We start from the raw sequence: 14047 nt of genomic DNA on the forward strand, positions 1-14047 counted from the left end.
GGGTCCCTACTCGTAGCCCTCGTCGCGCAGTGCGGAGCGGTAGCTCGCATCCAGCGCGCGTCGGGTGAGCCCGCTCGTGGCGGTGGCCAGCCCGCGGGCGACCACTCGTGCGGCGCGTCCACCCCGGGCGGCCAGGTGCGCGGCGCCGATCGCGGTGAGGTCCGGGCCGTTCACCGCCGGCCCGGCCCAGAGGGCGTCGACGGCAGGACTGCGCACGAGATCGGCGGTCGCGACCTCCACCACGACGGCGGCGTCGGGCGCCCTGTCCCGCAGCGCCATCGTCGCGAGCAGCGCCGGCTCCACGCTCACCCGCGCCGTACCGGTGAGCCGGACGACGTCGCCGCGACCGGGTACGACGGCGAGCAGCGAGACCTCGGGGCAGCTCATGAGGTTGTGCAGGGTGTCGGCCCGCCGGTTGCCGCGGCGCTCGGGGAACGCGACCGTGTGCCCGTCGAGCAGCCGCAGCAGGGTCGGCCGGTCCCCCCGCGGGCTGGTGTCGTGACGGCCGTCGCTGTCGTGTGAGGTGATGACCAGGAACGGGGTCATCGCGAGGAACTCCGCGACCCCCGGCTCGGCGAGCGGGCCGCTCGCGGGCGGGGTCACGCGAACCGGGTCCGGCACCGCCGTCCACAGCTCGGACCGCAGCACGCAGCGCGCGCAGTGCACGTAGCCCTCCTCCAGCCGGACCTCGACCCGGCCGTCGCGGGTCCCCTCCGCGACGCCGTTGCACCGGAAGGTCTCGCCGAGGCCGGGGATCAGGAACAGCATCGACACCCCCGTCCCGGGCGCGGGCACGTCGTCCAGCGGCACCGACAGCAGCGTGGCGGACTCGGCGCGGACGACACCGGGCCACCCGCCGGCGAGCACGGTGCCGGCCCGGGTGCCGACGGCGACGACCGGGGCGGCGGCGAAGATCTCGCGGCAGCCGTCGTCGAGCACCGCTGTCGACTTGAGCACCACCGGTCTCGGCGGGGTGCCGATGAGGGCGTCGACCTCGTCGGTCGTCCTGAGCGTCTGCATGTCGTCGACGCTAGGATGGCGCTCGTGCGGTAGGTGGCCGATCATGGCCGTGAGACGGCCAACCGGAGGTGCGCGTGTCCGGGACCGTGCTCGCGACCGCGCGGACTCGGTTCGACGACGGGTTCTCCTTCGACCTGCACACGCACGACTTCCATCTGCTCAGCTGGTCGGCGTCCGCGACGGTCACCCACCACACGTCCGAACGCGACTGGCTCGTGCCCCCCACGCATGCGTTGTGGATGCCCGCCGGGGTGCCGCACGCGATCGAGGTGGTCAGCGGCGGACTCGGCTACGGCGTGATCCTCACCGGGACCACACCGTGGACCGAACCGACCGGAGTGCTGGTCACCCCCTTGATCCGGGAGCTCATCGTGCACCTGGGCACCCCCGGCACCGCCGCGCGGGACCGGGCCGAGCAGCTGCTCGTCACGTTGCTCGAACCCGTCCCGAGCACCACCTTCACCCTGCCGGTCCCCGACGACCCACGGCTGCGGACCATCACCGACGCCCTGGTCGCCGACCCCGCGGACGACCGTGATCTGGCTGCCTGGGCCGACCACGTCGCCGCCGGCGTCCGCACGCTGACCCGGCTGTTCCGAGCCGAGACGGGCATGACCTTCGCCCAGTGGCGCACCCACGCCCGCGTCCGTGCGGCGCTGGTCCTGCTCGCACGCGGCACGTCGGTCGGGGCGACGGCCCGGGCGGTCGGCTACCGCAAGCCCGGTGCGTTCGCCGAGGCGTTCCGACGAGTGACCGGCCGGGCCCCGAGCGACCTCGGTTGACACGCAGCGCGGGACCCGCTCTACCACCGGTCCCAGTGCACGACCTCGTCCACCGGGATGCGCGTCGCCGGGCGGAACTCCGTGCCGACGGTGTACGCGACCGGGATCAACGCCGCCTGCATCACCGACTCGTAGGGGATGCCGAGCAGGGCGGCCGCGTCGCGCTCGACGGCCATGGTGCCGGTGGTCAGGACGGTGCCGAGCCCGTGCAGACGTGCGGCCAGCATGAAGCTCCACACCGCGGGGAACAGCGACCCCCACCGGGATGCCTGCCGGTCCGCCCCGAGGCCGTCGGTACGGCCTTCGATGCAGGGGATCACCAGTGCCGGGACCCGGTCCAGGTTCTGGGACAGGTGGCCGAGCCCGTCCCACACCTTCTCCATCGCACCCGGGCGGACGTGGGCGCGGCGCAGCTCCTCGGTCGACATCGGGCTGTCACCGCGGCCGATGCCCGCACGCCAGAGGTCGGCGAGCCGGGTGCGCACCGACGGGTCGGTGACGACCACGAAGTGCCAGCCCTGCTCGTGCCGACCGGTGGGCGCCTGGGTGGCGATCTCGATGCAGCGCCGCAGCAGGGCGGGATCGACCGGCCTGTCCAGATCCAGCCGCCGCCGCACCGACCGCGTCGTGGTGAGCAGCTCCTCGGCCGACAGGTCCAGGACCTGGTGGTCGGCCGCCGTCGTACCGGCCGTGTCCTCATCCATGACGGGCCTCCAACTCGGGGGCGGTGCGCGAACGGGTCGCGCGGGTGAGGGCCACGGCGACGGCCGCGGCGAGCAGGAACACCGTGACCTGGTAGGCGCCGGCACGCCCGAACGACGGCACGGCCCCGGCGGTGTAGGCAGCGCCGCAGAGCGCCACCCCGATCGTCCCGCCCAGCTGCTGCGCCGTGGGCAGCAGCCCGGACACCGTGCCCACCGCTCCGGCCGGCACCTCGGCCAGGACGAGGGTGAAGGCCGAGGCGGTGAACGCGCCGAACGCGATCCCGCCCAGGGCCAGCACGGTCCAGAGCGCGGGGCCGGGGTGGTCGACCACGACGACGGTCGCACCGCACACCGCGGCGAGCACGAGCGATGCGCCAGCGAGCATCGACACGTCCCGCCGCCGCGCGAGCGGCTCGGCGAGCGCGCTCCCGGCGAGCGCCCCGACGGCGTAGGTCGCGATCGTCCCGGCCGTGCGCAGCGGACCGAACCCGACGGGCCCCTGCAGGTGCAGCGACAGCAGCAGGACGAAGGACGGCACCCCCGCGTTGAACACCAGCACGACCCCGATGCCGAGGCGGGCGGTGGCGGTGCCCAGCGCTGCCGGCTGGACCAGCGGATACGCGGCGCGACGCTGCTGGACGACCAGGGCCGACAGCAGGACCACCGCCGCCGCGAACGACACCCGGGTCCACATCGGCCACCCCTGTTCCCCGCCGAGCGCCAGGGGGAGCACGACGGCGGACAGACCCGTCACGCTGAGCAGGGCCCCGGCGACGTCGAGCGGGACCCGGTCGGCGACCCCTCCCCCGGTCCGCGGGAGCACGGGCCACAGGACCAGCGCGGCCACCCCCACCGGGACGGTCACGGCCAGGGCCGCACGCCATCCGGCGCCGAGCGGGTCGAGCTCGAGCAGCACCCCACCGAGCACCGGGCCGGCCAACGAGGCGACGGCCATCGTCGCGCCGAACCAGGACAGCGCCCGGGCCCGCCGCCCGGGGTCCACCGACCGCTGGATGATCGACAGGACCTGCGGCGCGACCAACCCGCTGCCGATGCCCTGCACCAGCCGTGCGACGACGAGGACGTCGGCGTCGGGGGCGAGCGCGCCGGTGGCGGCGGCCGCGGTGAAGATCGCGGTCCCGACGACGAACAGGCGACGGTGCCCCCAGCGGTCGCCCAGGCGCGCGGCGGTGATCAGGGTGCAGGCGAAGGTCAGGGTGTAGCCGGCGACGACCAGCTGACCGGCGCCCGCGCCCGCAGCCAGGTCAGCGCGGACGTCGGGCACGACGATCTGCATCACCGTGACGCTCATGAGCTGCACGAACGTGCCCGAGAGCAGGACGGGCAGCGCGAGGCGCCTCATCGCCGGGTGGCGAGGTCGGCGAGCAGCCCGCCGAGCTCGTCGGGACGGGTCAGGAAGGGCGAGTGGCCGCCGGGCAACGAGTGCACCTCGAACCCGCGGCCGGGAGCGGCCCGGTCGGCCTCGGCGATCATCAGGTCCTGGGTCGCCACAGGGAGGGCGCGGTCGTCGGTGAGCCGGACGTAGCTGCGGGGCACGGTGCCCCACCGGCCGGCGGTGACGGCGAACGGGTCGGAGAGGATCGCCGTCGTCTCGTCGGGCTGCAGCAGCGACCGCCAGGCGGGCCGCCCGGCCGGCCAGTCGTGCAGGAACGAGGTGCGGATCGCCTCGACCTCGGCGGGGTCGTGGGACAGGGGATTGATCCGCATCGCGCCGATCCGGTCCGGGTCACCGATCCGGGGTGCGTGCGTGGCGTGGGCGTTCTCCGGCGCGCCGATGTAGTCGGTGAACCGGGGACGGCCCGCGGGGACGAACGCCGACAGGTACACGACGTGGTCGACGAGGCCCGGCTCCTGTTCGAGGACGGCGGACGCGGGCCCGCCACCGGCACTGTGGGCGACCAGCACCAGCCGGGCGGTGCGCCGCCGGATGTCCGCGAGCTGCCCCAGCAGGTCCTTCACGACGACGTCGGGGGTGAGGTCGGCCAGCCCGGAACGCTCCGTCGTGAGCCCCGGCTGCCCCGGGAGGAGGTAGCCCGACGGGTACGGGGCGTCGAGGCCGTGCCCCGGCATCTCGAGGGCGTGGCTCGTCAGCCCGTGCCGGGCCAGCACCGTCCGCACCGGGCCCCAGTGCAGCGAGGAGTGCCAGGCACCGTGCAGGAGCACGACGGAGGTGCCGGTGGCGGGATGGTTCAGGGAGGTCTTCGGTTCTGCGGACACGCCCCCACCACACCGGCACCGGCCGGTGTCATCCACCTTCATATCTCACGTACGGCAGCACGATACCTCCGAGCTATCGTGGCGCGGGTGGAAGCACGTCATCTGCGGTACGCGCAGGCGCTCGCCGAGCACCGGCACTTCGGCCGGGCGGCCGCGTCGCTGGGGATCGCACAGCCGCCGCTGTCCTCCCAGATCGCCGCCCTCGAACGCGAGGTCGGCGAGCGGCTGTTCGACCGCACGCCGAAGGGGGTGTTCCCGACCGCGGCCGGCACGGCGTTCCTCGCGCGCGCCCGGAGCGCGCTCGACGAGATGGGCGGAGCCGTCGTGGACGCCGGACGAGCCGCACGCGGGGAGACCGGGCGGCTCCGGCTGGGTTTCATCGGCTCGGCGCTGCTCGCACCGCTGCCCGGGGTGCTCGGCAGGTTCCAGCGCGCCCGGCCGGACTTCCGGCTCGAGGCACTCGAGACGGGAACCCCGGCGGGCGTCGCGGGTCTGCTCGCGGGCGAGCTCGACGTCGCCGTCGGCCGCGGGGCACCCCGGGGCCCGGGGGCCGAGGAGCTCGTCACGGTGCCCATCGGCACCGACGACCTCGTCGCCGCCGTCGCCGTGACGCACCCCTTCGCGGGGACGAGGTCGGTCACCATCGAACAGCTCGCCGGCGAGCGGCTCGTCGTGTCCGGCAGAGCCGACGAGCCGGGGGTCGGGGCCTGGCTGCAGACCGTCTTCGCGGACGCACCGACGGCACTGGACGGCGCCGCGACCGCCCGTGACATCCACACGATCGTCGGCCTCGCCGCGTGCGGCGTCGGTGTGGGGCTGGGGCCGTCGCGGATGCGGCTGCTGGCCCGCGACGACGTCCGGTTCTGCGACGTCACACCGGCCGTCCGCCTTCCCGACCTGCAGCTGTCGTTCCGGGCGTCGGACGACTCGCCCGTCCTCGCGGCCTTCCTGGACGTCGTGCGGCTCAACTGCGACGAGGTCGGGTCGCGGCTGGACCGGATCCTCTCCCACCACCCCGGCGTCGGGGCCCTCTGACGACGGCCTCGTCCGATTCGGCCGGCCACGGGCACCGGGTCATCCGGACCGGCCCCGGCACCGCAGGTGCCGGGCGAGGAACCGGGCCGCGTCGCCACCCTCGAACGCGGGAACGCCGGTGTGCCCGCCGGTGTTGGCGTGCAACGTCTTCTCAGTCCTGCCGAGCGCGTCACTGCCGAGCGCGTCGAACAGGTCGAGAGCCTGCCGGCGGTCGTTGCCCTCGTCGTCCCACTGCAGCAGCATCAGCAGCGGGACGGTGACCCGCCGGGCCTCGTCCAGGGTCGCGCGCGGCAGCCGGCTACCGGCGAACAGCAGCGCCGCCGCGATCCGCGGCTCCAGCGCCATCCGGACACCGATCGCGGTGATCCCGCCCGACCAGGCGACCGGGTCGTGCCCGGGCAGCGCGTCGAGCAGCGTCCGCCACTCCGGGACCGACGCCTCGACCAGCGGTGTGACCAGCCGTTCGACGACGGCGTCGGGAACGGGTTCGCCCGCCCGGACCGCCCGGCGCAGCTCGGCGCGGGCGGCGTCGACGGCGGGCAGGCGGGGTCGTCCGCCGGCACCGGGCAGCTCCAGGGTCGCGGCGGTGTACCCGTCGGCGACGCAGGAGCGGGCCCGCCCGAGCAGCCTCGGGTGCATGCGTGCCAGGTCGCCGGGGTGGCCCAGCAGGACCAGCGGGGTCGGGCCGCCGGTCGTGCGGGGTGACCAGAGAACGCCGGGGACACCGTCGAGGGTGAACCGGTGTTCGGTCAGGTGGTCGTCGAGGTGCTCGGTGCTGATGACATGCATGGTCGTGCCTTCCGGGAGTGCTCGCGGCGCTCCGGGACGGCCTGCCGTCCGGGTGGGAGCGCCCGTGTCGGTACCGCGGTCACGGGACTCACCTCCTCGGGTCGGTGCACGGTCGGTCGCACGCTAGTCGCGATCCGCGCCCTCGTCGCACGGATTTCCCGTCGCATTCCGGCCGTACGGTGTAGGGGTGCTGCGCTGGGACGACCCGTTGCCCACCCGGCCGCGCCGCATCCTCGTCGCAGGGGTCTCCGGATCCGGGAAGACGACGCTCGCCGCCCGCCTCGCCACGGTGACGGGCGGTCCGCACACCGACATCGACGCGCTGTTCCACGGCCCCGGCTGGACGCCGCGCCCGTCCTTCCTCGACGACGTCGACCGGTTCACCGCCGCCGACACGTGGGTCACCGAGTGGCAGTACGGCACGGCGCGCCCGCGCCTGGCGGCCCGCGCGGACCTGCTCGTCTGGCTCGACCTGCCGTTCTGGACCGTCACGTTCCCCCGTGTGCTGCGGCGGACGTGGCGGCGCAGCCGCCGCCGTGAGGTGCTGTGGAACGGCAACGTCGAGCCTCCGCTGCGCCGGCTGCTCGTCGACCGGGAGAACATCGTGCGCTGGGCCGTCGCGACCCGGCACAAGTACCGGGAGCTGGTACCCGCGGTCGCCCGGGAGCACCCGGCGCTGACGGTGGTACGGCTGCGGTCACCGCGCGAGGTCGACGACTGGGTCGCCGGGCCGCTCCAGCACTCACTGCGCGGGACCGGGCTCTCCTGACAGGGGCACCAGGGAAGCCACCGGCTTCACGACACCCCTTCCCCAATTCTGGGGATCCGCCGCCGCACCCGGCAACACTCGGTCGTCTCGCGCGACATAGGGGCCATGACGACCCCGCAGACCCCACAGGGCCCCTCCTGGAGCACCACCCCGGCCGGCCACGGCGTGCCGCCCGGCCAGTACCCGCCGCCGGGCCGGATCCCGCAGCAGCGGAACCTCCCGACCGCACCCTGGGCGCAGCAACCGCCCCTTCACCCGGCTCCGGCTCCGGCTCGACGACGGAAGTGGCCGTTCGTCGTCGGCGGGCTCGCCGTGGTGATCGTCGCCGCCGCAGCTGCCGTAGGCTCGGGCGACGGAGACGCGGCGTCCCCCATCGCTGCGGCCCCGTCCACCGCACCCGTCGTCGTGCCGTCCACCGTGGCCGCCGCGCCGCCGGCGGTGATCGCCCCGGCACCGAGCAGCGCGGCGTCCGCTCCCGAGACCTACGCCGCCCCGGCCGTGCCCGCGCTGTCGGTGAGTCGACAGAACGCCGTCGAGTCGGCCGAGGGCTACCTCGACTTCAGCTCGTTCTCGCGGACGGGTCTCATCAAGCAGCTCGAGTTCGAGCACTTCTCCAGCGCCGACGCGACGTATGCCGTCGACCACGTGACCGTCGACTGGGACGAGCAGGCGGCACGGTCCGCGAAGAGCTACATGGAGTTCAGCTCGTTCTCCCGGCAGGGTCTGATCGACCAGCTGAAGTTCGAGGGCTTCACCGCTGCGCAGGCCAAGCACGGCGCGGACGCGGTCGGGCTCTGACCTTCGACGTCGAGCAGTCCTCGTCCTCGGACGCACGGGGACGGGCGATGGACGACATCCACGATGGACCTTCTCGAACACCCTCTCCGGTGTCGTTCCCGTCCGTGCCGTTCGGGCTGCCCGCTCCTGCACATCGATCTGTGACACCGGGGGAACCGACCCCGCCCCGTCGTCACACCGGGGAACGGACGGGGCGACGTAGGCTCGGTCCTCAGACCGGACCCACCGATCCCCTGGAGGCCGTCCGTGCCCCGCCCCCCGGCCCGCGTGTTCGCCGAGATCGCCACCGCAGACCCACCACGGGGACCACGGACCGTCATGGGCCGCGCCGTGGTGCTCGGGGCGAGCATCGCCGGGATGCTCGCTGCGCGCGGGCTCGCCGACCACGCCGAGGAGGTCCTGCTCGTCGACCCCGACGGTGACCCGACCGGCCCGGAGCCCCGGCCCGGCGTCCCGCAGGGCGGGCAGGTGCACGCGCTGCTGCCCGCCGGGCAGGTCCAGCTCGAACGCTGGTTCCCCGGCATCACCGCGACCGCGATCCGCGAGGGCGCAGTGCCGCCCGACCCCGCCACGGTGGAGCTCTGGGTCAACGGCCGCCTCCGCCCGCTCCCCGCCACGCCGCAGGACGAGCCGACCCTGGTGACGACCCGCCCCTTCCTCGAGAACCTGGTCCGGCGGGCCACCACCGCCGTCCCCGGGATCCGTGTGGTCGCAGGTCGTGCCGAGGGGCTGGTGTTCGACGGCGCGCGGGTGTCCGGGGCCCGGGTGCGGGTCGGGGACGAGGTCGTGACCGAGCCCGCGGATCTGGTCGTCGACGCCACCGGCCGGTCGAGCAGGCTCGCCGAGTGGCTGGGCCAGGGTGGTCATCCGCGTCCGACCTGGCAGCGGATGCCGATCAGGCTGAACTACGCCAGCGCCCTGTTCGAGCGTGACCCTGCGATCAGCGATGCCGGCGTCGTGATCGCGACCTCCGACGCCGACGACGGCCGGGTCGCCCGTCAGGCCGGGATCCAGGCGGTCGAGAACGACCGGTGGATCGTCCTGGTCGCCGGCTACGGCGACGACCGGCCCACTCGCGACCCCGCAGACTTCCGCGAGCGCTGCAGCCGGGATTTCCCGGCGGCCTTCGGCGACATCGCCACCGGCGCCCGGATGATCGGCGACGTCGTCACCTACCACCAGGCCGACAGTCGTCGCCGCGACACCGCATCTCTTCGACAGCTGCCCGCCGGCATCATCCCCATCGGTGACGCGATCGCCTCGTTCAACCCCGTCTACGGGCAGGGCATGACCTCCGCCGCGCTGCACGCCTCCTGCCTGTCGGCCTATCTCCGCTCCGCTCCGTCATTGGCGGAGCCCGCCCGTGGCTACCTCGACGACGTGCAGGTCGTCGTCGACGCCGCCTGGAGCATCTCGACCCTGGCCGACCTGCGGCTGCCGCACGTCGACGGTCCCTACCCGCGCGGGTACCCGGTCGCGTCCTGGTTCGGACGACGACTGCAGGCCGCGTCGTTCACCGATCCTGAGCTGAACCGGCGCCTGTCCGCGGTCACGATGATGCACGAGCACCCCAGCGTGCTCGCCCGCCCCGGCACGGTGGCTCGGGTGCTGCGGGGCGAGCGCGGGAGGCCGGTCGGCTGAGCCCCCCTGCACCGGGGCCGCCGCCACGGGCCGCCTCGTAGCATGTGTCAGCGCTGCTCGGTAGTGGCGCCGTTCAACTCGGGCCGCCTTTCACCACCGACCACACGAACCCGATAGAAGACCCCGACGTTCTGATGCTCGGCGCCAGCGAGTTCGGGCGCACTGACGTACCTGATGGTCAAGCATGGCGACGGGTGGCGGATCGCTTTCGCCCAGACGACACCCGTCCTCGGCACGTCCCCGTCCCAATGAGACTGACCACTCCGACGCCTCACCGGACACTGGCTCCGCATCCGACTCTGCGCCTCCCTCGACCCGAAACAGCGCGTCCATCGATGGGACGACGCGCTTCGGATGAGCACCAACGCGGTGGGATTCGCCCATCTGATGCCCACCCGGAACGCCGATCAGGATCCCCCGGACCTTCATCGGGCGGGATGTCCGGGGGCCGTTCGTTGATCACCGCCGGCTCACTCCGGCGCGCAGGGCCACCTCTCGTGGTTCCCGGCGACGCGGAGGGAGTCACGGCGGAGCAGGTGGGGCGGATGCCGGCTTGAGTGCGCCGACGAGGCACGACAGTTCCTCCGCGGCATGCTCGAGAAGCGCCGAGAGATCGAGCTCTGGGGCGCCTTCCCAGGCGAGTGCGGCGTACCCGAAGACCGCGGCGCCCACTCGTGACGCCAGGAGCGCTGTCGCTTCGGGGATCTGACGGTCCGTCAGGGCGACGCACACGGCTGACGTGAGCGCTGCGGACTTGGCGTGCGCTCGTTCCTGCAGCGCCGCCGACGTCGCGATGACGCGCGCCCTCCGCTCGGCAACCGGGCGACCCGTGACGAACAGGGGGATCGCTGCGCGGTACGCCTCCAGAACCAGATCCAGTGGTGACGGCGTGCCCGGGGCCGACCTGATGGCGCCGGCCATGATGTCGCGCAGCTCCGTCTCGCCGTCGAACAGCACCTCGCGCTTGTCCGCGAAGTGGCGGAAGTAGGTCCGCTCGGTCACTCCCGCGCGCGCAGCGATCTCCGCGGTCGTCGTGGCTTCGTATCCCCTCTCCGCGTAGAGATCAAGGGCTGCCTCCTGCAACCTCGCCCGCGCTTGAGCGCCGCTCCTCGGCATCGCACCATGCTAGCGAATGTCAGTCACTGACACTTCGTGGTAGCGTCAGTGACTGACACAAACCGACGAGAGGATCGGGCCATGTCCCCTGTCTCAGCCTTGGCCATCCGTTTCCACAAGACCGGGGAGCCCTTCGACGTGCTGCGAGAGGAGCGCGTCGAGGTCGCTGACCCGCCGAGCGGCAGGGTGCGGGTGCGCGTCCTCGCCGCGGGGCTCAACCCCGCGGACTGGGAACTCTGCCGCGGGTTCATGCCCGGCCGGCTGCCGCGCGGCATCGGGTTCGACGTCGCCGGTGTCGTCGACGCGGTCGGCCCCGACATCGTCGACCACGAGTCTGCGCTGGTCCGCCCCGGTGATGTCGTGTTCGGCACGGCCGACTTCACGGCGCAGCCCAGCGCCGGCGCGGCTGAGTACAGCATCATCAACAGCTGGTCCCCGGTGCCGGAAGGGCTCGATCCGCTGCAGGCGGCAGTCCTGCCGATGGCCGTGCAGACAGCGGCCTGGACGCTCGAGCTCACCGACGTCCAGCCCGGTGCGACGCTGCTCGTCCACGGTGCCGGCGGCATGGTCGGGTACGCCGCCGTGCAGATCGCGCTGCGCCGCGGCGCACGCGTGATCGCGACAGCCGGCCCCACCTTCACCGCGGACCTGGAAGGCTTCGGTGCGCGCGTCACCTCCTACGGGGACGGGATGCCTGAGCGCGTGCGCGCGCTCACCGACGGAGCCGACGTCGACGTGGTGATCGACACCGCTCGCCCCGCCCCCGGAACGCTGCGCGACCTCATCGAACTGGCCGGGAACGATCCGCGCCGCGTGATGACGATCAGCAATCACGACGAGGCACGAGAGCTCGGAGCGCGGGTCAACATCGACGAGTTCCGACCGGGTCTGACCCCTCTCGCAGAACTGCTCCCGACGTACGCGGCGCTCGCCGCGCGAGGCGAGTTCCACCTCCCCATCGCCCGGTCCTACCCGCTCGCCGAATGGCGCGACGCCGTGGCGCTGAGCCTGCTGGGCAACCCGCACGGCAAGGTCGTACTCGAGCCTGGACACCCTCGGCCATCTGCCTGACGGCGTGTGGCAGGCCATGGGACGGAGCTGCGGGACGCCCCGGTCCCAGGCGGAGGTCAGCAACGCCGTCTCCGGCCCGGGCAGGGCCTGCGCGGACCGTGAGCGAGGTGAGGTCGTCACGGGCGACGACACCGCAGCAGTACGGTGCGGGCGGACCTCACCCGCGCGACTGTGTGACCGCCGAAGCATCCTCCGGGCAGCGCCCGTTCAGGATGCCGCGGTGTCGTTCAGCCAGTTTGAGGTAGCGGGAGAAGCGTTCGCGCCGTGGCCCGGGATCTCCGGCATCACGGCGACCTGGTCGTCCATCACCGACGTCTCCGGGGTGACCAGGACGACCTCGCGCAGCCGAAGGAGGTCGCCCTGGTGCGGCCGGCGATCGAGAGGTTCGCGACGTCGGCCGTCAGGCCGGCGCAGGCCTGCCCGTCCACCCGACATGGTCCGCCCGGGTATGCGGCGCTCTGCGACGGTAGGCATCGGACCGGACCCATCGCGACGACCGAGCCCGACTCCGCGCTGAGCCGACGATGTCGGTGGGAGCTGATGAGCTAGCCGGGTGTTCGAAACCCGGAACGAGCTCCGCGACCTCCAGACCCTGCTCGACACGTCGTGGGCCGCCTCCAGCGACCATCTGAAGTCGATCGTGCGGCCAGGCGAGAGCACCTTGGACGCCGAGCAGGTCGTCCAGATCTGCCGAGGCATGTGCACACTGGCCATCGCCACGGTCACCCAGCGCGGCGAGCCACGCATCAGCGGCGCCGACGGACACCTCCTGCACGGCCGCTGGATCATCGGCACCCACCGCCGAGCCGCCAAAGCCCGTCACCTCGCGGCGCGGCCCGCCATCAGCGCGACCTTCATGCGCGGCGAGCAGGTCGGCATCTTCACCCACGGAAACGCTGTGCCGCTGAACCCCGAAGGAACGAGCAGCGACCCGACCTGGCCCACCGTCCGCGACTACCTCGTCGACCACTACGACGACGACCCCGCCAAACCGTTCTGGGACGAGAACGTGTGGTTCCGCATCGATCCGCACTGGATGGTCGCCTACAGCGGCGATCCTGTCGGCTTGCTCGATCGAGATCCGCCGATCTGATGCGAGTTCGCGGGCCTGCGCGCCGAGCTCGGCCACGATCACGGCGTGGTGAAGCGGGTGGCCGAGCAACTCGGCTACTACCAGGCCGACCTCATCCCGCTCCCCCACTGTCGGTGTGCCACGACTCATCACATACTGCGCCACCAACGCCACAGAAGGACTGAACCCATGCCCGAGTCGACGTCGAGCGAGCAGCCCGACGGCAAGCCCAACGCTGCAGACGACGAGGTGTTCGCCGCGATCCGCCGAGCTCGGCTGGGTCTCGCCGACCTGGTCGCAGGCCTGGACTCCGACCAGCTCGCCACCCCCAGCTTGTGTGCCGGCTGGTCGGTGCGCGACGTCGTCGGACATCTCGTGCTGGCGTCGGATCCCCCGAAGGCGCGGCTGTTCGCCGCAGTCGTTCGTGCGAGGGGCAGCTACGACCGGGCCATGGACAGGCTCTCGCGAGCCGAGGCCACCCGGCCGTTCCCGGATCTGGTCGCGAACCTGCGGGCGAACGCGGACAGCCGTTTCGCCGTCGCCGGAGTCGGGCCGCGCGGTCCGTTGACCGACGTGCTGGTGCACACCGTCGACATCGCGGTCCCCCTGAGGCTCTCCTGGAGCGCCCCGCCCGACGCGGTCCGGGCCAGCCTGGAGTTCGCAACGAGCAGCCGAGCCAGAGCTTTCGTTCCCCGTGGTCGGCTGAGCGGCCTACGTCTTCACGCTTCTGATCTCGGCTTCACCTGGGGACAAGGCGCAACAGTGAACGGGTCCGGGATCGACCTGCTCGCCGTTCTCTGTGGCCGCGCCGCGCTACTCGAGCGTCTCGACGGTCCCGGGGCAGATGCACTGGAGTCTCGGACACTGGGCACGATCACGTCCGGCCGGCGCCCAGATGGAGGCTGAGCACCGGCCGCACCCGGATGCCACGTGGATCGACACGATTGGGCTCCTGGTCTAGACGTCGTCGCTGTGCTCGCCGTCCTGCCGGCGGGCCGGACGCGCACCCCGC

At 73.0% G+C, this 14047-nt stretch carries 14 protein-coding genes; 8 read left to right on the forward strand and 6 right to left on the reverse strand.

Features of this window, described 5'->3' with window-relative positions:
* Positions 1–6 precede the first annotated feature (6 nt).
* Positions 7–1020 (reverse strand): pyridoxamine 5'-phosphate oxidase family protein, encoded by a 1014-nt coding sequence (locus Ae717Ps2_RS15780; RefSeq protein WP_075306974.1) that lies wholly within the window; start codon positions 1018–1020, stop codon positions 7–9.
* Positions 1021–1094: 74 nt separating this feature from the next.
* On the opposite strand from Ae717Ps2_RS15780, the gene Ae717Ps2_RS15785 reads away from it, so the two are divergent.
* Positions 1095–1802, forward strand: coding sequence for an AraC family transcriptional regulator (locus tag Ae717Ps2_RS15785; RefSeq protein ID WP_158071503.1), 708 nt, complete (start codon positions 1095–1097; stop codon positions 1800–1802).
* 20 nt (positions 1803–1822) lie between these two features.
* Here Ae717Ps2_RS15785 and Ae717Ps2_RS15790 read toward each other — a convergent pair whose 3' ends face one another.
* Genes Ae717Ps2_RS15790 through Ae717Ps2_RS15800 form a run of 3 tightly spaced genes read right to left on the reverse strand, consistent with a single transcriptional unit; the run spans position 1823 to position 4744 of the window.
* Positions 1823–2506 carry a nitroreductase family protein gene (locus Ae717Ps2_RS15790; RefSeq protein WP_075306976.1) on the reverse strand — a complete coding sequence of 228 codons (684 nt, stop codon included), beginning with the start codon at positions 2504–2506 and terminating at the stop codon, positions 1823–1825.
* Positions 2499–3869, reverse strand: coding sequence for an MFS transporter (locus Ae717Ps2_RS15795; protein WP_075306978.1), 1371 nt, complete (start codon positions 3867–3869; stop codon positions 2499–2501). The genes Ae717Ps2_RS15790 and Ae717Ps2_RS15795 overlap by 8 nt, the downstream gene beginning before the upstream one ends.
* Positions 3866–4744 (reverse strand): alpha/beta hydrolase, encoded by an 879-nt coding sequence (locus tag Ae717Ps2_RS15800; RefSeq protein ID WP_233147580.1) that lies wholly within the window; start codon positions 4742–4744, stop codon positions 3866–3868. The genes Ae717Ps2_RS15795 and Ae717Ps2_RS15800 overlap by 4 nt, the downstream gene beginning before the upstream one ends.
* 87 nt (positions 4745–4831) lie before the next feature.
* Here Ae717Ps2_RS15800 and Ae717Ps2_RS15805 point away from each other — a divergent pair, with 87 nt between their 5' ends.
* Entirely contained in the window at positions 4832–5779 is a 948-nt protein-coding gene (locus tag Ae717Ps2_RS15805; protein WP_075333554.1) for a LysR family transcriptional regulator, read from the forward strand.
* 39 nt (positions 5780–5818) lie between these two features.
* Here the strand turns inward: Ae717Ps2_RS15805 and Ae717Ps2_RS15810 are convergent, their stop codons facing one another.
* Positions 5819–6568 (reverse strand): alpha/beta hydrolase, encoded by a 750-nt coding sequence (locus Ae717Ps2_RS15810; RefSeq protein WP_075306982.1) that lies wholly within the window; start codon positions 6566–6568, stop codon positions 5819–5821.
* Between the two features lie 187 nt (positions 6569–6755).
* Between Ae717Ps2_RS15810 and Ae717Ps2_RS15815 the strand changes: the two genes are divergently transcribed.
* The 3 genes from Ae717Ps2_RS15815 (at position 6756) to Ae717Ps2_RS15825 (ending at position 9776) form a co-directional block, all read left to right on the forward strand.
* Positions 6756–7337, forward strand: a complete 582-nt coding sequence (locus Ae717Ps2_RS15815; RefSeq protein WP_233147581.1) for an AAA family ATPase — start codon at positions 6756–6758, stop codon at positions 7335–7337.
* 105 nt (positions 7338–7442) lie between these two features.
* Positions 7443–8135: an Ltp family lipoprotein gene (locus Ae717Ps2_RS15820; RefSeq protein ID WP_083695812.1), complete on the forward strand. Its 693-nt coding sequence runs from the start codon at positions 7443–7445 to the stop codon at positions 8133–8135.
* Positions 8136–8381: 246 nt separating this feature from the next.
* Positions 8382–9776, forward strand: coding sequence for an FAD-dependent oxidoreductase (locus Ae717Ps2_RS15825; protein WP_143510395.1), 1395 nt, complete (start codon positions 8382–8384; stop codon positions 9774–9776).
* A gap of 522 nt (positions 9777–10298) precedes the next feature.
* Here Ae717Ps2_RS15825 and Ae717Ps2_RS15830 read toward each other — a convergent pair.
* The gene (locus Ae717Ps2_RS15830; protein ID WP_075306986.1) at positions 10299–10892 is read right to left on the reverse strand and encodes a TetR/AcrR family transcriptional regulator; all 594 of its coding nucleotides are present in this window, start codon (positions 10890–10892) and stop codon (positions 10299–10301) included.
* 249 nt (positions 10893–11141) lie between these two features.
* Here Ae717Ps2_RS15830 and Ae717Ps2_RS15835 point away from each other — a divergent pair, with 249 nt between their 5' ends.
* The 3 genes from Ae717Ps2_RS15835 to Ae717Ps2_RS15850 all read left to right on the forward strand — a co-directional run bounded on the left by Ae717Ps2_RS15835 (position 11142) and on the right by Ae717Ps2_RS15850 (position 13941).
* Complete coding sequence (locus Ae717Ps2_RS15835) at positions 11142–11963, forward strand: NADP-dependent oxidoreductase (protein WP_233147582.1); 822 nt, start codon at positions 11142–11144, stop codon at positions 11961–11963.
* Between the two features lie 553 nt (positions 11964–12516).
* The gene (locus Ae717Ps2_RS15845; RefSeq protein ID WP_075306991.1) at positions 12517–13056 is read left to right on the forward strand and encodes a pyridoxamine 5'-phosphate oxidase family protein; all 540 of its coding nucleotides are present in this window, start codon (positions 12517–12519) and stop codon (positions 13054–13056) included.
* Positions 13057–13101: 45 nt separating this feature from the next.
* Positions 13102–13941 carry a maleylpyruvate isomerase family mycothiol-dependent enzyme gene (locus tag Ae717Ps2_RS15850; protein WP_198932195.1) on the forward strand — a complete coding sequence of 280 codons (840 nt, stop codon included), beginning with the start codon at positions 13102–13104 and terminating at the stop codon, positions 13939–13941.
* Positions 13942–14047: the final 106 nt, after the last annotated feature.

This window comes from Pseudonocardia sp. Ae717_Ps2 (genome assembly GCF_001932475.1).
Taxonomy (GTDB): Bacteria; Actinomycetota; Actinomycetes; order Mycobacteriales; family Pseudonocardiaceae; genus Pseudonocardia.

Bases quoted from the DNA above. Each gene is read 5' to 3' on its own strand.
- Ae717Ps2_RS15780 (WP_075306974.1), bottom strand. From the start codon at position 1,020: ATGCAGACGCTCAGGACGACCGACGAGGTCGACGCCCTCATCGGCACC.
- Ae717Ps2_RS15790 (WP_075306976.1), bottom strand. From the start codon at position 2,506: ATGGATGAGGACACGGCCGGTACGACGGCGGCCGACCACCAGGTCCTG.
- Ae717Ps2_RS15795 (WP_075306978.1), bottom strand. From the start codon at position 3,869: ATGAGGCGCCTCGCGCTGCCCGTCCTGCTCTCGGGCACGTTCGTGCAG.
- Ae717Ps2_RS15810 (WP_075306982.1), bottom strand. From the start codon at position 6,568: ATGCATGTCATCAGCACCGAGCACCTCGACGACCACCTGACCGAACAC.
- Ae717Ps2_RS15820 (WP_083695812.1), top strand. From the start codon at position 7,443: ATGACGACCCCGCAGACCCCACAGGGCCCCTCCTGGAGCACCACCCCG.
- Ae717Ps2_RS15830 (WP_075306986.1), bottom strand. From the start codon at position 10,892: ATGCCGAGGAGCGGCGCTCAAGCGCGGGCGAGGTTGCAGGAGGCAGCC.
- Ae717Ps2_RS15835 (WP_233147582.1), top strand. From the start codon at position 11,142: ATGCCCGGCCGGCTGCCGCGCGGCATCGGGTTCGACGTCGCCGGTGTC.